The organism is Hydrogenophaga sp. GW101-3F08 (genome assembly GCF_059424585.1).
Genome location: NZ_JBWKZP010000001.1, coordinates 742,911 through 761,440, shown reverse-complemented (window position 1 = coordinate 761,440; position 18,530 = coordinate 742,911). Strand labels below are relative to the sequence as shown.

General features: G+C 65.3%; 17 protein-coding genes. 15 read left to right on the top strand and 2 right to left on the bottom strand.

All coding sequences use genetic code 11. The features are described 5' to 3' along the window. The first annotated feature begins 179 nt into the window (after positions 1-179). The 5 genes from ppsA (at position 180) to AC07YZ_RS03780 (ending at position 8,466) form a co-directional block, all read left to right on the top strand. The gene (gene ppsA / locus AC07YZ_RS03800) at positions 180-2,588 is read left to right on the top strand and encodes a phosphoenolpyruvate synthase (protein ID WP_494793748.1); all 2,409 of its coding nucleotides are present in this window, start codon (positions 180-182) and stop codon (positions 2,586-2,588) included. Positions 2,589-2,805: 217 nt separating this feature from the next. Further along, on the top strand, positions 2,806-3,018 hold the full coding sequence (locus AC07YZ_RS03795; protein ID WP_226492662.1) for a hypothetical protein: 213 nt from the start codon (positions 2,806-2,808) through the stop codon (positions 3,016-3,018). A gap of 18 nt (positions 3,019-3,036) precedes the next feature. Continuing rightward, positions 3,037-5,832 carry a sensor histidine kinase gene (locus AC07YZ_RS03790; protein WP_226492663.1) on the top strand — a complete coding sequence of 932 codons (2,796 nt, stop codon included), beginning with the start codon at positions 3,037-3,039 and terminating at the stop codon, positions 5,830-5,832. Next, entirely contained in the window at positions 5,829-6,203 is a 375-nt protein-coding gene (locus AC07YZ_RS03785; RefSeq protein ID WP_226492664.1) for a response regulator transcription factor, read from the top strand. Before AC07YZ_RS03790 ends, AC07YZ_RS03785 begins: the two co-directional genes overlap by 4 nt. Before the next feature lie 61 nt (positions 6,204-6,264). Further along, on the top strand, positions 6,265-8,466 hold the full coding sequence (locus AC07YZ_RS03780; protein WP_226492665.1) for an exonuclease domain-containing protein: 2,202 nt from the start codon (positions 6,265-6,267) through the stop codon (positions 8,464-8,466). A gap of 224 nt (positions 8,467-8,690) precedes the next feature. Here the strand turns inward: AC07YZ_RS03780 and AC07YZ_RS03775 are convergent, their stop codons facing one another. Further along, positions 8,691-10,550, bottom strand: a complete 1,860-nt coding sequence (locus tag AC07YZ_RS03775) for a putative nucleotidyltransferase substrate binding domain-containing protein (RefSeq protein WP_226492666.1) — start codon at positions 10,548-10,550, stop codon at positions 8,691-8,693. Positions 10,551-10,722: 172 nt separating this feature from the next. On the opposite strand from AC07YZ_RS03775, the gene AC07YZ_RS03770 reads away from it, so the two are divergent. The 10 genes from AC07YZ_RS03770 (at position 10,723) to AC07YZ_RS03725 (ending at position 17,889) form a co-directional block, all read left to right on the top strand. After that, positions 10,723-11,019, top strand: a complete 297-nt coding sequence (locus AC07YZ_RS03770) for a hypothetical protein (protein WP_226492667.1) — start codon at positions 10,723-10,725, stop codon at positions 11,017-11,019. Next, positions 11,010-11,591 carry a tetratricopeptide repeat protein gene (locus tag AC07YZ_RS03765; protein ID WP_226492668.1) on the top strand — a complete coding sequence of 194 codons (582 nt, stop codon included), beginning with the start codon at positions 11,010-11,012 and terminating at the stop codon, positions 11,589-11,591. Before AC07YZ_RS03770 ends, AC07YZ_RS03765 begins: the two co-directional genes overlap by 10 nt. A gap of 145 nt (positions 11,592-11,736) precedes the next feature. Next, a complete protein-coding gene (locus AC07YZ_RS03760) occupies positions 11,737-11,997 on the top strand; it encodes a DUF4212 domain-containing protein (protein ID WP_226492669.1) in 261 nt (86 codons plus the stop codon). 4 nt (positions 11,998-12,001) lie between these two features. Next, complete coding sequence (locus tag AC07YZ_RS03755; RefSeq protein WP_226492670.1) at positions 12,002-14,119, top strand: sodium:solute symporter family protein; 2,118 nt, start codon at positions 12,002-12,004, stop codon at positions 14,117-14,119. Between the two features lie 201 nt (positions 14,120-14,320). After that, positions 14,321-14,695, top strand: a complete 375-nt coding sequence (rpsF, locus tag AC07YZ_RS03750; RefSeq protein ID WP_068166413.1) for a 30S ribosomal protein S6 — start codon at positions 14,321-14,323, stop codon at positions 14,693-14,695. Between the two features lie 40 nt (positions 14,696-14,735). Next, on the top strand, positions 14,736-15,008 hold the full coding sequence (gene priB, locus AC07YZ_RS03745) for a primosomal replication protein N (protein WP_226492671.1): 273 nt from the start codon (positions 14,736-14,738) through the stop codon (positions 15,006-15,008). A gap of 11 nt (positions 15,009-15,019) precedes the next feature. Next, positions 15,020-15,301: a 30S ribosomal protein S18 gene (rpsR, locus tag AC07YZ_RS03740; protein ID WP_068166407.1), complete on the top strand. Its 282-nt coding sequence runs from the start codon at positions 15,020-15,022 to the stop codon at positions 15,299-15,301. Between the two features lie 13 nt (positions 15,302-15,314). Beyond that, positions 15,315-15,767: a 50S ribosomal protein L9 gene (rplI, locus tag AC07YZ_RS03735; RefSeq protein WP_226492672.1), complete on the top strand. Its 453-nt coding sequence runs from the start codon at positions 15,315-15,317 to the stop codon at positions 15,765-15,767. A 219-nt stretch (positions 15,768-15,986) separates the two neighbouring features. Further along, complete coding sequence (gene dnaB / locus AC07YZ_RS03730; protein WP_226492673.1) at positions 15,987-17,414, top strand: replicative DNA helicase; 1,428 nt, start codon at positions 15,987-15,989, stop codon at positions 17,412-17,414. An 85-nt stretch (positions 17,415-17,499) separates the two neighbouring features. Then, a complete protein-coding gene (locus AC07YZ_RS03725) occupies positions 17,500-17,889 on the top strand; it encodes a VOC family protein (RefSeq protein WP_226492674.1) in 390 nt (129 codons plus the stop codon). Here the strand turns inward: AC07YZ_RS03725 and AC07YZ_RS03720 are convergent. Next, complete coding sequence (locus AC07YZ_RS03720) at positions 17,826-18,527, bottom strand: helix-turn-helix domain-containing protein (RefSeq protein WP_226492675.1); 702 nt, start codon at positions 18,525-18,527, stop codon at positions 17,826-17,828. The genes AC07YZ_RS03725 and AC07YZ_RS03720 overlap by 64 nt on opposite strands. Positions 18,528-18,530 lie beyond the last annotated feature (3 nt).

Genomic DNA, 18,530 nt, shown 5'->3' with positions numbered 1-18,530 from the left:
GGCGCGACGCCTGTCAGGGTGGCGCCCTACAATGTCGGGTTCGGGCCGTGGCGCCATTATCAATGCCGCCCGCCCGTCCGATTTCAGCCCTCTGCCCGGCGACGGACCCATAACAGAACCACAGGTCAGGAGCGCGGCGCATGGAGCCCCCGGTTTTTTAACTTGAGCGGAGTCTATCCATGTCCAACCTGTTTTCCCCGACCGATCTGGTCGTGCCTTTCGAGCATCTGCGGATGAGCGACGTCGAATCCGTCGGCGGCAAGAATGCCAGCCTCGGCGAGATGATCTCGCAACTGCCCAGCGGCGTGAAGGTGCCCACCGGCTTTGCCACCACGGCACACGCCTTTCGCGAGTTCCTGAAGTACGACGGCCTGACCGACCGCATCAACGCGCGCCTGAACGCGCTCGACACCGAGGACGTGCGCGCCCTGGCCGAAGCCGGCGCCGAGATCCGGGCCATGGTGGAGAACCAGCCGTTCCCCGCCGATCTGGAAAAAGCCATCCGCGACGCCTTCGTCACCCTGGTGGGTGACAACGACAAGGCCACCTTTGCCGTGCGCTCGTCGGCCACCGCCGAAGACCTGCCCGACGCCTCGTTCGCCGGCCAGCAGGAAACCTTCCTCAACGTGCACGGCATCGACGAGGTGCTGCACAAGATGAAGGAGGTGTTCGCTTCGCTGTACAACGACCGCGCCATCAGCTACCGCGTGCACAAGGGCTTTGCCCACGCCGACGTGGCCCTGTCCGCCGGCGTGCAGCGCATGGTGCGCTCCGACACCGGCGCGGCCGGCGTGATGTTCACCATCGACACTGAATCGGGCTTCGAAGACGTGGTCTTCATCACCTCCAGCTACGGCCTGGGCGAGACGGTGGTGCAGGGCGCCGTGAACCCCGACGAGTTCTACGTGCACAAGCCCATGCTCAAGGCCGGCAAGCGCGCGCTGATCCGCCGCAACCTGGGCTCCAAGCTGATCCAGATGACCTTCAGCACGGCCGAAGAAAAGGCCCAGAGCGGCAAGCTGGTCAAGACCATCGACGTGCCGGTCGAGCAGCGCAACCGCTACAGCCTGACCGACGCCGACGTGGAACAACTCGCGCACTACGCGCTGGTGATCGAGCAGCACTACGGCCGCCCGATGGACATCGAGTGGGGCAAGGACGGTACCGACGGTCAGCTCTACATCCTGCAGGCGCGTCCCGAAACCGTGAAGAGCCAGAGCGCCGGCAAGACCGAGGTGCGCTACAAGCTCAAAGGCAAGGGCACCGTGCTGGCCTCGGGCCGCGCCATTGGCCAGAAGGTCGGTACCGGCCCGGTGCGCCTGGTGCACAACATCAGCGAGATGGACAAGGTTCAGCCCGGCGACGTGCTGGTGACCGACATGACCGATCCGAACTGGGAGCCGGTCATGAAACGCGCCAGTGCCATCGTGACCAACCGCGGTGGCCGCACCTGCCACGCGGCCATCATCGCGCGCGAGCTGGGCATCCCGGCCGTGGTGGGCTGTGGCGACGCCACCGAGACCCTCAAGGACGGCACCCTGGTGACCGTGAGCTGCGCCGAGGGCGACACTGGCCACATCTACGACGGCCTGCTCGAAACCGAGGTCACCGAAGTGCAGCGCGGCGAGATGCCCCCGCTGGACGTGAAGATCATGATGAACGTGGGCAACCCCCAGCTGGCCTTTGACTTCTGCCAGATCCCCAACGGCGGCGTGGGCCTGGCGCGGTTGGAGTTCATCATCAACAACAACATCGGCGTGCACCCCAAGGCCATCCTGGACTACCCGCAGATCGACGCCGACCTGAAGAAGGCGGTGGAGTCGGTGGCCCGCGGCCACGCCAGCCCGCGCGCCTTCTACGTGGACAAGGTGGCCGAGGGCGTGGCCACCATCGCCGCGGCCTTCTGGCCCAAGCCGGTGATCGTGCGCCTGTCGGACTTCAAGTCCAACGAGTACCGCAAACTGGTCGGTGGCAGCCGCTACGAGCCCGATGAAGAAAACCCCATGCTGGGCTTCCGTGGCGCGGCACGCTACATCAGCGACGACTTCCGCGAAGCCTTCGCCATGGAATGCGAAGCCATCAAGCGCGTGCGCGAAGACATGGGCCTGAACAACGTGCAGGTGATGGTGCCTTTCGTGCGCACGCTGGGCCAGGCCCAGCGTGTGACCGAGCTGTTGGCCGAGAAGGGCTTGAAGCGCGGCGAGCACGACCTCAAGGTCATCATGATGTGCGAGATCCCGAGCAACGCGGTGCTGGCACACGACTTCCTGCAGTATTTCGACGGCTTCTCCATCGGCTCCAACGACCTGACCCAGCTCACCCTGGGCCTGGACCGCGATTCCGGCCTGGAGCTGCTGGCACACGACTTCGACGAACGCGACCCGGCCGTCAAGGCGCTGCTGAAGCTGGCCATCGGCGCCTGCAAGGCCGAGGGCAAATACGTCGGCATCTGCGGCCAGGGCCCCAGCGACCACCCCGACTTCGCCCAGTGGCTGCGCGACGAAGGCATCAGCTCCATTTCGCTGAACCCCGACTCGGTGGTGGACACCTGGCAACTGCTGGCCTCGTCGGCGAAACCGGCGGCGTGACGGACCGCGCCAGAGGGCGCGAAACCATGACTCAGCGCGGCCGGCCCGCGTTGCGTTGAACCAGGCGGCAGGGTGCAGACCCTGCCGCCTTTTTTGCGCTTGTGTTCGTGCGCCTGTGTTTGTGCACCTCAGCGTAAGCGGTCGGTCAGTGCGTGGGGCACAATCGTCGGCGAGGAGCCGCGGCCAAGCACCGCACCCACCGCACGAGGAGACACGCATGTTTCAAGGTCTTGCCGCCCAGCGCCTGGTGGCCCTGTTCTTTGCCGGCTGGGCGCTGTTCAACTTTCCACTGCTGGCCCTCTGGGACCACGATGCCCGGGTGTTTGGCCTGCCGCTGTTTCCACTGGCGCTGTTCGTGGTCTGGGCGCTGCTGATCGCGGCCTTGGCCTGGGTGGTCGAACGCGACACCGACGCCAGCGCTGCCGGCTGACCCCAACCAGGACCGGTCATGCTCTCCGCTCCCCTGGTCATTGGTGTCTCGTTTGCCTACCTGTTGCTGCTGTTCGCGGTGGCGCACTGGGCCGACCTGCGGGCCGCGCAGGGGCGCTCGGTCATCGCCAGCCCCTGGGTGTACGCGCTGTCGCTGGCGGTCTATTGCACCGCCTGGACCTACTTTGGCAGCGTGGGGCGGGCCGCCACCTCGGGGGTCTGGTTCCTGCCCACCTACCTCGGGCCCATGCTGGCCATGATCCTGGCCTGGATGGTGGTGCGCAAGATGATCCGCATCGCCAAGACCTGGCGCATCACCTCGATCGCCGACTTCATTGCCAGCCGCTACGGCAAGAGCCCGCTGCTGGCCGGGCTGGTGACGCTGATCACCGTGGTGGGCATCGTCCCCTACATCGCGCTGCAGCTCAAGGCCATCGCCAGCGGCTACGCGGTGCTGACCTCGCCACTGGGCCAGCCCGCCGTGCAGAGCGCGCAATGGTGGACCGACAGCACGCTCTACCTGGCCGTTGCGCTGGCCGGGTTCACCATCGTCTTCGGTGCCCGGCACCTGGACAGCACCGAGCGCCACGAGGGCATGGTGGCCGCGATCGCGTTCGAGTCGGTGGTGAAGCTGATGGCCTTCCTGGCGATCGGCCTGTTCGTGAGCTTCGGCCTGTTCGGCAACCCGGCCCGGCTGTTTGACCAGGCCCTGGCGGTGGCCGAATTGCGCCGTCTGCTGCAATTCGGCCAGGGCCAGCCCTTTGCGTACGCGCAGTGGCTGGGCCACACGCTGCTGGCCATGCTGTCGGTGATCTTTCTGCCGCGGCAGTTCCAGATGATGGTGGTGGAAAACGTAGACGAGCGGCACCTGCGGCGCGCGGTCTGGGCGTTCCCGCTCTACCTGTTGCTCATCAACCTGTTTGTGCTGCCGATCGCCGTGGGTGGGCTGCTGCATTTTGGCCCCGGGCAGATGGACCCCGAGACCTTCGTGCTGTCGCTGCCGCTGTCGCAGGGCCACCATGCGCTGGCCCTGTTCGCCTTCGTCGGGGGCCTGTCCGCCGCCACCGGCATGGTGATCGTGGAGGCGATTGCGGTCTCTACCATGGTGTGCAACGACCTCGTGATGCCATTGCTGCTGCGCATGCGGCGCTTCGGCGCGCGCGCCAGCGGTGACCTCACCACGCTGCTGCTGACCATTCGCCGGCTGGCGATTCTGGGCATTCTGCTGTTGGGCTACCTGTATTTCCACCTCGCGGGCGAAGCCTACGCGCTGGTGAGCATCGGCCTCATCAGCTTCGCGGCGGTGGCGCAGTTCGCGCCGGCGATGCTGGGCGGCATGTACTGGAAGGGCGGTACGCAGGGCGGAGCGCTCACGGGCCTGCTGCTGGGGTTCGGTTTCTGGGCCTACACCCTGATGCTGCCTTCGCTGGCCAAGTCGGGCTGGCTGCCGGGCGACTTCCTGGTGCACGGGCTGTGGGGCCTTAACTGGCTCAAACCCGAGGCCTTCCTGGGCCTGGCCGGGCTGGACAACATCACGCACTCGCTGTTCTGGAGCCTGCTGGCCAATCTGGTGGGCTATGTGGGGGTCTCGCTGTGGCGCCCACCCTCGGCGCGCGAGACCAGCCAGGCCCTGTTGTTCGTGGACGTGTTTCACCGCGCCTCGGGTTCCCGCCCGGTGTTCTGGCAGGGCAAGGCCCAGGTGTCCGCGCTGTTGCCACTGGCCGGTCGGTTTCTGGGGGTGGAGACCGCGCGGCGCCTTTTCAACGAATACGCGCAAAGCGTGGGGGTGGGGCACATCGACCAGATTCCCGCCGACGCGCGGCTGGTGCATTTCGTGGAAACGCAGTTGGCCGGCGCCATCGGCAGCGCTTCGGCGCGGGTGATGGTGGCCTCGGTGGTGGAGGAGGAGGCGCTCAACCTGGACGACGTGATGCGCATCCTCGACGAGGCCTCGCAGTTGCGCGCCTACTCGCACGCGCTGGAAGACAAGTCGCGTTCGCTCGAACGCGCCACCAACGAGCTGCGCGAAGCGAACGAAAAACTCAAGAGCCTGGACCGGCTCAAGGACGATTTCATGTCGTCGGTGACGCACGAGCTGCGCACGCCCTTGACGTCGATCAGGGCCCTGTCGGAGCTGATGCGCGACGATGACCAAATGGACTTGGCTCAGCGCCAGCAGTTTCTGGGCATCATCGTGGCCGAGGCCGAGCGCCTGAGCCGCCTGGTGAACCAGGTGCTGGACATGGCCAAGATCGAGGCCGGGCACGCCGAGTGGCACAACACCGAGGTGGACATGTGCGAGCTGCTGGAGCAGGCCGCGGGCAGCATGGGCGAGACCTACCGCGAGCGGGGCGTGGTCCTCGAACTGCGTTTGCCCGCATCGGTGGCGCCGCTGTGGGCCGATCACGACCGCATCACCCAGGTGGTGCTCAACCTGTTGTCCAACGCGGCCAAGTACGCGCCGCGCGACAGCGGCCGGGTGGTGATGGGTCTGCGCGTGGTGGAAGGTGGTGTGGAGGTGGAGGTGCAGGACAACGGCCCGGGTATCGCGCTCGACCAGCAGACCATGGTGTTCGAGAAATTCCGCCAGGTGTCGGGCGACGAGCACTACCGCCCGGGCGGTACCGGGCTGGGCCTGCCCATCAGCCGCCAGATCGTGGAACACTTTGGTGGCCGCATGTGGCTGCAATCCAGCCCGGGGCAGGGCGCGCGCTTCGGCTTTTTCCTGCCGCGCACCGACCCCGCGCGCGAAACCGGATCAGACCCGATGGCGGCCCATGGGGCCGCCATCAACCTCACAGGAGCACAAGCATGAGCCAGAAAATACTGATCGCCGACGACGAGCCCAACATCCTGATTTCGCTCGAGTTCCTGATGAAGCGCGAAGGCTACGAGGTGGTGGTGGCGCGCGACGGGCAGGAGGCCATCGACGCCATCGTGCGCGAGCGCCCGGCGCTGGTGCTGCTGGACGTGATGATGCCGGTCAAGACCGGGTTCGACGTCTGCTGCGAAGTGCGGGTCCACGAGCTGGTGCGCGACACGCCCATCCTCATGCTCACCGCCAAGGGGCGCGACACCGACATCGCCAAGGGCCTCGCGCTGGGCGCCAATGCCTACATGACCAAGCCGTTTTCCACCAAGGAACTGGTGCAGAAGGTCAAGGCAATGCTTGGAGCTGCGGCATGAGCGCTGCCCGGCCGTTCCGAAGGCGCTCGGCCCCGCCGTGTGCGACACGGAGGGAGGTCCAGTGAGCGGTCATCGCAAGACCGACCGGCGGTTGTGGTGGCTGCTGGGGGTGGCGGCCGTGGTGTCCATCGCCTGGCTGCTGGCGACCTTCGGATTGGTGGGCGCGACCATGGACCCGCAGGACCGCGACACGGTGTGGGGTCTGCTGGAAAGCCGCCTGACGCTGATCTGCCTGACCTGGGGCGTTGGCATGGCCGCCATCGCCTGGGGGCTGATGCGCTGGTTCGACCACTGGGTCACGCCCTCGGTGCAACTGGCCGAAGAGGCGCAGGTGCTGCTGCGCACCGACGTCGTGCGCAACCTGCACCCCAAGGGCAACGTCGAGACCAAGGTGCTCGCCGACCTGTTCAACCAGCTCGTGGTCCAGCGCGAGGAGTTGCGCCGCCAGATGGACGCAAGGGTCAGCGAGGCGGCCCAGGGCATTGAGCAGGAGCGCTCGCGGCTGGCCGCGCTCATGTCCGAGCTCACGCAGAGCGTGGTGGTCTGCAACCTCGACGGGCGCATCCTGCTCTACAACAACCGCGCGCGCATGCAGTTCCGCGCGCTCTCGCAGGCGCCCGGGGTGGCCGGCGGGGCCGAACTGATCGGCCTGGGCCGCTCCATCTACAGTGTGTTCGACCGCAAGCTGGTGGCCCACGCGCTGGAAAACATCCAGCAGCGCATGCTGCGCGGCGCGGGCCAGCCCTCGGCCCAGTTCGTCACCACCACGGTGGCGGGCCAACTGCTGCGGGTGCAGATGGCGCCGGTGCGCTCGGTTCAGACCCAGATGATGGAGTCCGCCGCCGACCGCATCGAGCTCACCGGCTTCGTGCTGATGCTGGACAACATCACGCGCGACTACGAGGCCGAATCGGCCAAGGACCATGTGCTGCATGCGCTGACGGAGGGCAGCCGCTCGGCGCTGGCCAACATGCAGGCGGCGATCGACATGCTCGACTACCCCGACCTCGACGCCGCCATGCGCGAGCGCTTCCTGGGCGTGATCCGCGACGAAACGCGCTCGCTGAGCCAGCGCATCGCCGCGCTGGAATCGGGCTCGGCCGACAGCCTGAAGACCCGCTGGCCGCTGGAGGACATGCTGGGCGCCGACCTGGTGAACGCGGCCCTGCGCCGCATCGAGATCATCACCGGCCTGCCGGCTTCCAGCGTGGAAGTGGATGCCTCGCTGTGGCTCAAGGTGGAGAGCTTTTCGCTGCTGCAGGCGCTGGTGTACCTGACCGGGCGTCTGGCCGACGAGTTCGATGTGCGCTTCGTGCAACTGCGCCTGGGGGCGGCCAGCGGCAGCGCCGGCAAGGCCCAGCTGGACCTGATCTGGTCGGGCCAGGTGATGAGCACCGAGACGGTGATGAGCTGGGAGATGGACCCGATGAAGGTTGGGACCGAAGCCACGCGCCTGACCGTGCGCGACGTGGTCGAGCGCCACGGTGGCGCGTTCTGGTTCGAGCGCGAGCGCGTCCGCCACCAGGCCTTCTTCCGTTTCCTGCTGCCCCTGGCCAACCCGCAGGAGCAGGTGGACGCGGCCCTGTTCGTGAAGGGCGAGAGCCGCCCGGAGTACTACGACTTCGATCTGTTCAAGACCACCGAGCAGACGCGCACGCTGGACGATTGCAAGCTCGTCGATCTGGTCTACACCGTGTTCGACACCGAGACCACGGGGCTCAACCCGTCGGAGGGCGACGAGATCATCCAGATCGGCGCGACGCGCATCGTCAACGGCAAGCTGCTGCGCCAGGAATGCTTTGAACAGCTGGTGGACCCGAAGCGGTCGATCCCCGCCGCGTCGATTCCCATCCATGGCATCCAGCCCGGGATGGTGCTCGGCCAGCCCACCATCGATCAGGTGCTGCCCGCGTTTCACGCTTTCGCGCAGGACACCGTGCTGGTGGCGCACAACGCGGCGTTCGACATGCGTTTTCTGCAGCTCAAGGAAAAGCTCACGGGGCTGGTGTTCGACCACCCCGTGCTCGACACCCTGCTGCTCTCGGCGGTGATCCACCCCAACCAGGACTCACACCGTCTGGAAGCGATCGCCGAGCGTTTCAACGTCACCGTCATCGGGCGCCACACCGCCCTGGGCGATGCCATGGTCACGGCCGAGGTGTTCATGAGACTGATTCCCCTGCTGGCGGAAAAAGGCATCCACACCCTGGGCCAGGCGCGCGAGGCGGCGCAGAAGACGTATTACGCCCGACTCAAGTATTGACCCCCCCCCCGTGCCGCGCCTAAGGGCGCGTCACCCCCCAGGGGGCGGCACTGGCGGCCCGGCAAAGCCGGTTCCGCGGTGCCCTGGAACCAAGCTCCCCCTCTTTGAATGGCATCGCCTCTCCGGAGCGCGTGCCCGAACCCAGGATGCGGCGGAACTGGCTTTGCCAGGCCGCTTGCATCGCCCCCTGGGGGGTGACGCGCCCTTAGGCGCGGCGCGGGGGGTCAGAAGTGATATCGCTGACCCAGCACGCTCTGCAGCGACTGCACCACCGTGAACGCGTCCTTGAGCTGGGTCCGTTCGAGGTTGGAGATCTCGGCCGGGTTGAGGTGGTTGTTGGGCGGGAGGCCCTGGGCGATCTGCCGGGCCTGGTGCTGGATGCGGATGAAGGCCATGAATTCCAGCGCGTCGCGCAGGTCGCGGGCGCTCTGTTCGCTGACGGCCCCGCCCGCGGCCGCGCTCAACAGGCGGTCGTGCGTGTTGACCGCCGCGTCGCCCCCGGCCAACGCGTACACGCGGGCCAGGTCCACGATGGGCACCACGCCGTTGTGTTTGAGGTCGATCGTGCCCTTGTGTTCGCCGCTGCGCGCGGTGGAGATGCCCTTGAACATGCCCAGCGGCGGCGTGTGGGTGAGCGCGTTGCCCACCATGTGCGCCAGAAAGATGGTGTTGTCCTTGGTGCGTTCCAGCACGTCGCGGCGCAGGCCGTCGAGCAGCGCGCTCTGGCCATGCACCGCACGCAGGTCGAAGAACACGCAGGTGAGCATGAGGGCCTTGGGGTCCGGCTGGCCGGTCCAGCGCGCGAAGTACTCGGCCCAGCGACGGCGCGGCTGGCGCCAGGTGTCGGTCATGGCCATCATCTCGCCCGGGCAGTACACGTACCCGCAGGCGTCCAGCCCGTCGCAGACGAACTGCGAAAGGGACTTGAAATAGGCGCCGTGCAGCGCTTCGTCGTAGCGGTCGTCGAGCACCATGCAGTTGTCCTGGTCGGACCGGGCGGTCTGCTCGCTGCGGGCCTGCGAGCCCGCCGCCACCCACACATAGTCCACCGGCGCCGGGCCGAAGCGGGCCTCGCCCAGTTGCAGCAGGCGGCTGGTGATGGCGTCGGTGATGGCGGTGATGATGTGGCCGGTGCTGTAGGCCGAGGCCTCGGCCGCGGCCAGGCTCTGCTGCAGCCGCTTGATCTTGGTGCTGGCTTGCTGCAGGCCCTCGACCGTGCCCTGTTTGTAGATGTCACCGGCCAGGTACACCGCCGATGTGCTGTGCTGTTCGGTCAGGTCGGTGGCCGTGATCATGCCCACGATGCGCTGGCCGTCGAGCACCGGCACATGGTGGATGTTGTGGCGCGCCATCAGCAGCAGCGCGTCGAACGCCGGGTTCTGCACGCCGATGGTCAGGGGCGCCAGGGTGGCGATGTCGATCAGGGGTCGCGCCGTGTCCATGCCGGCGGCGATCACGCGGTTGCGCAGGTCGCGGTCGGTGACCAGTCCGAACAGCAGGCCCTGTTCCACGATCAGCACCGAGGACACGCGTTGTTCGCTCATGACCCGCGCCGCTTCCCGGATGCTGATTTGGGGGGGCAGGGTGATCGGCTCGCGCCGGATGACGGCGCGCACCGGCGTGGTCATGAGGTTGAGGGCCGGGTCCGTGCTCCTGGCGTCCGCGATGCCGCGAGCGGCGGTGTGGGTGTGGTCGAGGTGGCGCAGCAAGTAGCCCAGGGCGGGCGTTTCGCCGCGCAGCTCTTCCACCAGCGCACTGTCCAGGCTCACCAGCTCGCTCGGGGTGCGGGCCCGCGCGCTCTGCACGTTGGTGGCCCCTGCGGCCTGCAGACCGAAGATCTCTCCAGGCTGGAGCGTTACCACCGGCTGAGCCTGCGCGTCCAGCAGCGTCATGGCGCCTGAGAGCAGCCAGTAGAGCGTCGGATGCGCGGCGTCGACCGCTTCCAGCGCTTCGCCCGCTTCGAGCGACTGCACCACCAGCGTGTCAGCCAGCCGCTGCCTGGACCCTTCGGACAGCAGCCCAAAGATGCGGTGCTGCCGCAGCTGTTCGGGCAAAGGCAGGGCAGGGGAGACAGGGTGGATCATGGAGCTGATACCGGTCGCACGGAGGGTGCCGTGGATGCTACACCGGCCCCCTGGTCAGGCTTGCGGGTAAACCCTCAGAGGGTTTGACCTGCATCAGGCCCCGGAAGACCACTTTTGTAAGAACTCGGTAAGGTCCGAATTCAGAATGGCTTCACCTTTACCAGAACCTTACATGTTGACACTGATTACCGCCGTCAAGCTGATCGCAGAAATCGCCCTGCTGGCCCTGTTCGGCCAGTGGGTGCTGGGCTTGTTGGCCGGGCAGCGCAAGGACCAGAATTTGTTTTATCAGGTCCTCCAACTGCTCGGCAAACCCTTTGTGCGCGTGGCACGCTGGGTGACGCCCCGGTTTGTCCTCGAGCGCCACCTGCCTCTGGTGGCGTTTCTCATTCTGGGCTTCGTGTGGGTCGGTGTGACTTTGGCCAAGGTCAATCACTGTTTGAAGATCGGAGTGGCACTGTGTCAGTAACCCACTCACTCAATCACCTGTTTGCCCGCTGGCAGGTTCGCTCCTTGCTGGTGTTTGGCCAGCGTCAGGCCGCGCTGGATCGCCTCGACGGTCTGCTGCGGGCCGACGCCGACGACGTGTACGCGCTGGCCACCCGAGCCCATCTGCTGGCAGAGTTGGGCGACAAGGCCGGGGCGCTGCAGACGCTGCAGCGGCAGGTTGCTGTGGCACCTGGCGCCGCGCCCGGTTGGTTCAACCTGGGTTTTCTGAGCGAAGAGATGGGGCTGCTCGAACAGTCCGAGGCAGCGTTTCGCCGCACCATCGAGATCGACCCCAAGCTGGACCGGGCCTGGTATGGCCTGGCGCTCAGCCTCATCCGCCAACGCCGCTTTGACGAAGCGGTGGTCGCGCTGCGGAAAAACACCGAACTGCAACCCATGAGCCCCTACGGCTGGTACCAGCTGGCCCGGGTTCATGTTGACCGGCAAGAGCCCGATGAGGCCGCGAAGATCATTCGCCACCTCCGCGGGTTCGAGCCCAAAGTGGCGGCACAACTGGAGCGCGAAACGGGTCTGGGCCACGTCCAGGCTTGATCGAGCGCTTCGGCCGTGCGGCTGAAAAAGGGATGGTCGGCGCCAGCCGATCATCGAAAAACGCGGACCGGTTGCAGGCTGCCTTGAGGAGACAGGCGGTGTTCGTGATGTGCCCGAGAGGGTTTCGCTGATGGAGGTCGATCCCATGGAACTGACTGATAACCACCGCCGTTACTGGCGGAAAAACCTCAACATCACGGCCATATTGCTTGCAATCTGGTTCGTGGTGACATTCGTCCTGAGTTACTTTGCGCGAGAACTGAGCTTCAACTTCTTTGGCTGGCCGTTCAGTTTCTGGATGGGTGCCCAGGGCGCGCTGGTGGTGTACTGCCTGATCATCGGGTACTACGCTTGGTACATGAACAAACTCGACATCGAACACGGTGTCGAAGAGACCGAGGAATAACACCATGGCAGGCATGTTCGAAACCAAGGCGGGTATGAGCGCCGGGGACTCCAACCGGGCGTTCCGCAAACAACTCAGCAAGGTGTACACGTGGTACACGGGCGGTTTTCTGGGTTTTGTGGTTGTTCTGGCGGTCCTGGAGCAGATGGGTTTGCCACGCGAGTGGATCGGCTTCATCTTCCTTCTCGCCACCATTGGCCTGTATGCCGGTATTGGCATCATGAGTCGCACCACCGATGCGGCCGAGTACTACGTGGCCGGACGCCGCGTGCCCGCGGTCTACAACGGCATGGCCACGGGCGCGGACTGGATGTCGGCGGCGTCCTTCATCGGCATGGCCGGCACGCTCTACCTGACCGGCTACGGCGGCCTTGCCTTCATCATGGGATGGACAGGAGGCTATTGCCTGGTGGCGCTGTTTCTTGCGCCGTACCTGCGCAAGTTTGGCCAGTTCACCATTCCCGACTTTCTGGGCGAGCGGTACGGCGGCAACCTGCCGCGCTTCATTGGCATCTTCGCCGCGATCCTGTGCTCGTTCACCTACGTCGTGGCACAGATCTATGGCGTGGGCATCATCACCTCGCGCCTGACCGGTGTGGCGTTTGAACTGGGCGTGTTCCTCGGTCTGGGCGGCATTCTGGTCTGCTCTTTCCTGGGCGGCATGCGCGCGGTCACCTGGACGCAGGTGGCGCAGTACATCATCCTGATCGTGGCCTACATGATTCCGGTGGTGTGGCTCTCGGTGAAACAGACCAGCATTCCAGTGCCGCAGGCCATCTACGGCTACCAGCTGGAGAAGGTCACGGCCAAGGAAAAGCTGCTGACCAACGATCCCAAAGAGCTGGAAGTGCGCGCCATCTACAAGAAGCGTTCGGACGATCTGGCCGCCAAACTCAATGACCCGGGCGCTGCGCTGGCCGCCGACAAGGCCGCTGCCGAAGCCAAGCTGGCCGAGTTGCGCGCAGCGAACGCGCCGTCGGCGGACATTTCCGCCGCGGAGAAGGCGGTGTCTGCGCTGCCCAAGGACGAAGCTGCGGCGAAAAAAGCCTGGACAGCGGCGAAGGCTTCGGCTGACGGCAAGGCCAAACCGCTCAATGGCATGCCTCCCCATGCTCAGCAGTTTGCCGGCGACCCGAACGGGGATGCCAAGGCCGTGGAAGCTTATGACACCTCGCGTCGCAACTTCCTGGCGCTGATCTTCTGCCTGATGATCGGTACGGCCGCACTCCCCCACATCCTGATGCGCTACTACACGGTGCCCAGTGTGAAGGAAGCCCGGCAGTCGGTGACCTGGTCGCTGTTCTTCATCTTTCTGCTCTACTTCACCGCGCCGGCCCTGGCTGTGCTGGTGAAATACGAGGTGTTCCACATGGTGGTGGGTACACCGTTCGATCAGTTGCCCGCCTGGGTATCTTCGTGGAACAAGGTCGATCCGACACTGATGGCGATCACCGACATCAACAAGGACGGCATCCTGCAGCTCGGCGAGATGACCATTGGTGGCGACATCGTGGTGCTGGCGACGCCGGAAATCGGAGGACTGCCCTACGTGATCTCGGGTCTGGTGGCCGCCGGTGGTCTGGCTGCTGCGCTGTCCACCGCCGACGGCTTGCTGCTGACCATCGCCAACGCGCTGTCGCACGACCTCTATTACAAGATGATCGACCCCAACGCTTCCACTGCACGCCGCGTGACCATTTCGAAAGTCCTGCTGCTGATCGTGGCGCTGCTGGCGGCTTACACGGCGGCGCAGAAGCCGGCGGACATCCTGTTCCTGGTTTCGGCGGCCTTCTCGTTCGCTGCGGCGGCGTTCTTCCCTGCGCTCGTGCTGGGTATCTTCTGGAAGCGCGCCACGGGCATCGCTGCCTCTGCAGGCATGCTCGCCGGCCTGGGCATCACGTTCTACTACATGGTCACCACCCAGCCTTGGCTGCGTGGGGTGTTTGGCGTGACCTCGCCGGTGGAACTCTGGTGGGGCATTCAGCCCATTTCGGCAGGACTTTTCGGTGTGCCCGTGGGCTTTGCCGTGATCATCCTGCTCAGTCTGGTGACGCCGGAGCCCAGTCGCAAGGTGCAGGAACTGGTGGAGCACGTGCGCTACCCCAACCTGCGCTCGGCCTGATGCGCCGCATCGAGCCTTGAAGCCATCCGCCCGGCGACCTGACGCCGGTCGGATTTTCCAGAACCCGGCCAGTTTTGCGACTGGCCGGGTTTTTTGCTAGAATCGCGGGCTTGCCTTGCTGCACCCCGAATCGACGCTGGGGGCAGCTCACCTCAAGCGCCCACGCATCGTGTGGGCGTTGTCCATCCACAAGGAGAGTCTATGCGTCACTACGAAATCGTTTTGCTGATCCATCCGGATCAAAGCGAACAGGTTCCGGCCATGCTGGAACGTTACAAGGGCATGATCACCGCCGGTGGCGGCCAGATCCACCGTGTTGAAGACTGGGGTCGCCGTCAGTTGGCCTACCAGATCAACAAGCTGTCCAAGGCCCACTACCTGTGCGTCAACATCGAGGCCGATCAGGCCGTGATGGCCGAACTGGAACACGCTTTCAAGTTCAACGACGCCGTGCTGCGCCACCTGACCGTTCTGCGCAAGAAGGCCGACACCGGCCCATCTTCCATGATGAAGGCGGTCGAGCGCGAAGAAGCCCGCAAGTCCCAGCAACAACCGCAGGAACAGGCCGCGGCGTAAACGCGCTGCGTGACGTCGTCAGCGGGTGAACCAGCTTCAAATGTCCGCCGTGGTGGTGCAGGTGCAGAGCCTGCGTTACACACCGGCAGGCGTTCCGGCCTTGAACATCGTGCTCGAACACGAGTCCGAGGTCGTTGAAATGGACACTCCCAGACAGGTGAAGCTGCAACTGAGGGCCGTGGCCTTCGGGGCCCAGGCCGAAACGCTGTCCCGCCAGGGGCTTGATGCGGTTTGTGAGTTTCACGGGTTTCTGACGAATGCGCGCAACGGCAAAGGCGTTGTGTTCCATATCCAAGATTTCAGCAAGACATAGGAAGGCCCATCATGGCTGCACCCAAACGTTTCAACAAAGACAAGCGCCCCAAGCGCAACACCCAATCGCTGCTGTTCAAGCGCAAGCGCTTCTGCCGCTTCACCGTGGCGAACGTCGAAGAAGTCGACTACAAGGACGTGGACGTCCTGCGTGACTTCATCGCCGAAAACGGCAAGATCATCCCCGCGCGCCTGACCGGCACGCGTGCCTTCTACCAGCGCCAGGTCAACACCGCCATCAAGCGTGCCCGCTTCCTGGCCATGTTGCCTTACAGCGACCAGCACCGCGTCTGAAAGAGAGCCTGACATGCAAATCATTCTGCTCGACAAAGTTGTCAACCTCGGTGCCCTGGGCGATGTGGTCAAGGTCAAGGACGGCTACGCCCGCAACTTCCTGATCCCCTCGGGCCGCGCCCGCCGCGCGACCCAATCGGCCATCGCCGAATTCGAAGCCCGCCGTGCCGAGCTCGAAAAAGTGGCCGCCGCCAAACACGCCGAAGCCGTTGCTCTGGGTGAGAAGCTCGCCGCCGTGACGGTCAAGCTGTCGCAAAAGGCCGGTGTGGACGGTCGCCTGTTCGGTTCCGTCACCAACCACGACGTGTCCGAAGAGCTGAACAAGCAAGGCTTCAAGGTCGCCAAGTCGCAAGTGCGTATGCCCAATGGTCCGCTGAAGAACGTGGGTGATTACACGGTAAGCGTGAACCTGCACACCGACGTGACGGTCGACGTCAACGTTTCCGTGCTGGGCGAAACCGCCTGATTCCGCGCGCAGGCGCCTGCGCGCCTCGCCCGAGAGCCGCTGTCCTGACGGACCGCGGCTTTTTTCTTTTTCAGACGATGGTCTCGACGCAGCACGCTGTCGAGGGTGTGCCGGGGGTTTTCCCGCGAAATCCACGCGCCGTGCACCGCTTGTCCACAGGGTTGTCCAATGACGCGCACCCGTGTCGGGCGTACCATTGCAGATCAACCAAGAAAGCCCATGGCTGCAGTTTTTTCGAGCTCCTTCCCGTCCTTCGATGCCAGCCTGGAAGAGGTTGGCCTGGGGGGCGATCCCCAGATCAATCAGTTGCGGGTGCCCCCGCACTCCATCGAAGCCGAATCCAGCGTTCTCGGGGGGTTGCTGCTGGATAACGCGGCCTGGGACCGGGTCGCCGATCTGGTCAACGACTCCGATTTTTACCGCTATGAACACCGGTTGACCTATTCGGCCATCGCCACCCTGGTCAATGCCAGCAAGCCGGCGGACGTGGTGACCGTTTACGAGCACTTGCAGAATCTGGGCAAGGCCGAAGAGGCGGGTGGCCTGGCTTATCTGAACTCGCTGGCGCAGTACGTGCCCAGCGCGGCCAATATCCGGCGCTACGCCGAGATCGTGCGCGAACGTGCGATCCTGCGCAAACTGATCGCGGCGAGCGATGAAATAGCGACCGCTGCCTTCAACACGCAAGGCCGGCCGGTCGAAAAAATCCTGGACGAGGCCGAGCAGAAGATCTTCCACATCGGGGAAGAGGGCTCGCGCATGAAGGAGGGCTTCCAGGGCATGGACACGCTGGTGGTCGATCTGCTCGACCGCGTGCAGGAGATGGCGGACAACCCGAACGACATCACCGGTGTGCCCACTGGCTTCATCGATCTGGACCGCATGACATCGGGCTTGCAGGCGGGCGACCTCGTGGTGCTGGCCGCCCGACCGTCCATGGGCAAGACCGCCTTCGCCATCAACATCGCCGAACACGTGGCGCTCAATGAAGGGCTGCCGGTGGCGGTGTTCTCCATGGAAATGGGGGCGTCCCAGCTGGCCGTGCGTATCGTCGGCTCAATCGGTCGTATCAACCAGAGCCACCTGCGCAACGGCAAGCTCACCGATGACGAGTGGCCGCGCCTGACCGAGGCGATCGAGAAGCTGCGCAACGTGTCGCTGCACATCGATGAAACCCCGGGTCTGTCCGCCAGCGTGCTGCGCGCCAATGCCCGGCGGCTTTCGCGGCAGTGCGGCAAGCTGGGTCTGATCGTGGTCGACTATTTGCAGCTCATGAGCGGCAACGGTGGCGACGGTGACAACCGTGCTTCCGAGCTGGGTGAGATTTCGCGTGGCCTGAAAATGCTCGCCAAGGAGCTGCAGTGCCCGGTGATCGCGCTCTCGCAGCTCAACCGCAGCGTGGAGCAGCGCACCGACAAGCGCCCTATGATGAGCGACCTGCGCGAATCCGGCGCCATTGAGCAGGATGCGGACATCATCATGTTCATCTACCGCGATGAGTACTACACCAAGGATGCGTGCAAGGAGCCGGGCGTGGCCGAAATCATCATCGGCAAGCAGCGTAACGGCCCCACCGGCACCGTGAAACTGGCGTTCCTGAACATGCTCACACGTTTCGAGAGCCTGGCGGGCGGCGGCGATTTCTGATCGCGCGGCCATCGCTGTCGGATTTCTTCAAGACCCACGGCGTTTCCATCGGTAGCGTCCGAGGCTCTCTGTTCAAGGAGTCTCTATGCAACTGGGTTACACCATCCTGTACGTCGAGGACGTCAAACGGTCCGTCGAGTTCTACCAACAAGCCTTTGGCCTGGCCGCGAAGTTCGTCCACGAGGAGGGCGATTTCGGCGAGCTGGACACGGGCAGCACCTCGCTCGCGTTTTCCTCGCGTGAACTGATGCGCCGGCTGGGCAAACAGCCGCAGGCCGCCCGGGCCGACGCACCCTGTTTCGAGATCGCCTTCACGACCCCCGATGTGGCTGCCGCGGTGGAGCGTGCGGTGAACGCGGGGGCTGTGTTGGTGCAGGCTCCCCAGGCCATGCCCTGGGGGCAGACGGTGGCCTATGTGTCCGACCGGGATGGATTCCTGGTCGAGCTCTGCACCCCGATGACCGGGTCGCCATAGCCCGACTGGGCCAAGAGGAAGCGCCATGAAGCGCTGGCCTGCGCGCGGGCTGGGGTGGTGCCCAGCCAGCGACGGAATTCTCGCGTCATGTGGGCCTGGTCCGAGAACCCGTGATCGACCGCCAGTTCGGCCAGTGGCGCATCCGAAGACAGGGCCTGTGCCGAGCGGCGCAGCCGGGCCAGGCGCCTCCAGTAAACGGGTGTGCGGCCGGTGCCGCTGAGCAGCAGCCGTTCCAGGCTGCGTTCACTCAGGCCCAGCGCCCGAGCCGCGGTGGTTACGTTCGGCGCGGCTGCCAGCGCGTCGAGCGCTTCCGACGTGCCGGCGTCCATGTGGGCGAAGGCTTCCAGCAGCGCGCATGCCCGCTGGATATCGGCCGGATCGCCCGCGCGTGCGAGCCGCAGCAAGGCATCGTTATCGATGCGGACACCCGGTCGCAGGCGGTATCCGGTGTAGATCGCACCGGCAACGCTTTCAACGGTGTAGCCACTGTCGGCCAGGGGCGAAACCAGCCATCGCGCGGGCTGCCCCGGGGCCTCCATGGCGATCAGGTCCCGACAGCCGTCGGGCACCACCAGCGTGCGGGACGCCGTAGGGCTGGCGTGTCTCCAGGCTTCGAGCAGGGCGGCGGGCCAGTTCATGCC

Bases quoted from the DNA above. Each gene is read 5' to 3' on its own strand.
- AC07YZ_RS03790 (WP_226492663.1), top strand. From the start codon at position 3,037: ATGCTCTCCGCTCCCCTGGTCATTGGTGTCTCGTTTGCCTACCTGTTG.
- dnaB (WP_226492673.1), top strand. From the start codon at position 15,987: ATGGCTGCAGTTTTTTCGAGCTCCTTCCCGTCCTTCGATGCCAGCCTG.
- AC07YZ_RS03755 (WP_226492670.1), top strand. From the start codon at position 12,002: ATGGCAGGCATGTTCGAAACCAAGGCGGGTATGAGCGCCGGGGACTCC.
- AC07YZ_RS03775 (WP_226492666.1), bottom strand. From the start codon at position 10,550: ATGATCCACCCTGTCTCCCCTGCCCTGCCTTTGCCCGAACAGCTGCGG.
- AC07YZ_RS03795 (WP_226492662.1), top strand. From the start codon at position 2,806: ATGTTTCAAGGTCTTGCCGCCCAGCGCCTGGTGGCCCTGTTCTTTGCC.
- AC07YZ_RS03770 (WP_226492667.1), top strand. From the start codon at position 10,723: ATGTTGACACTGATTACCGCCGTCAAGCTGATCGCAGAAATCGCCCTG.
- rpsF (WP_068166413.1), top strand. From the start codon at position 14,321: ATGCGTCACTACGAAATCGTTTTGCTGATCCATCCGGATCAAAGCGAA.
- priB (WP_226492671.1), top strand. From the start codon at position 14,736: ATGTCCGCCGTGGTGGTGCAGGTGCAGAGCCTGCGTTACACACCGGCA.
- AC07YZ_RS03725 (WP_226492674.1), top strand. From the start codon at position 17,500: ATGCAACTGGGTTACACCATCCTGTACGTCGAGGACGTCAAACGGTCC.
- ppsA (WP_494793748.1), top strand. From the start codon at position 180: ATGTCCAACCTGTTTTCCCCGACCGATCTGGTCGTGCCTTTCGAGCAT.
- rpsR (WP_068166407.1), top strand. From the start codon at position 15,020: ATGGCTGCACCCAAACGTTTCAACAAAGACAAGCGCCCCAAGCGCAAC.
- AC07YZ_RS03720 (WP_226492675.1), bottom strand. From the start codon at position 18,527: ATGAACTGGCCCGCCGCCCTGCTCGAAGCCTGGAGACACGCCAGCCCT.
- rplI (WP_226492672.1), top strand. From the start codon at position 15,315: ATGCAAATCATTCTGCTCGACAAAGTTGTCAACCTCGGTGCCCTGGGC.
- AC07YZ_RS03785 (WP_226492664.1), top strand. From the start codon at position 5,829: ATGAGCCAGAAAATACTGATCGCCGACGACGAGCCCAACATCCTGATT.
- AC07YZ_RS03760 (WP_226492669.1), top strand. From the start codon at position 11,737: ATGGAACTGACTGATAACCACCGCCGTTACTGGCGGAAAAACCTCAAC.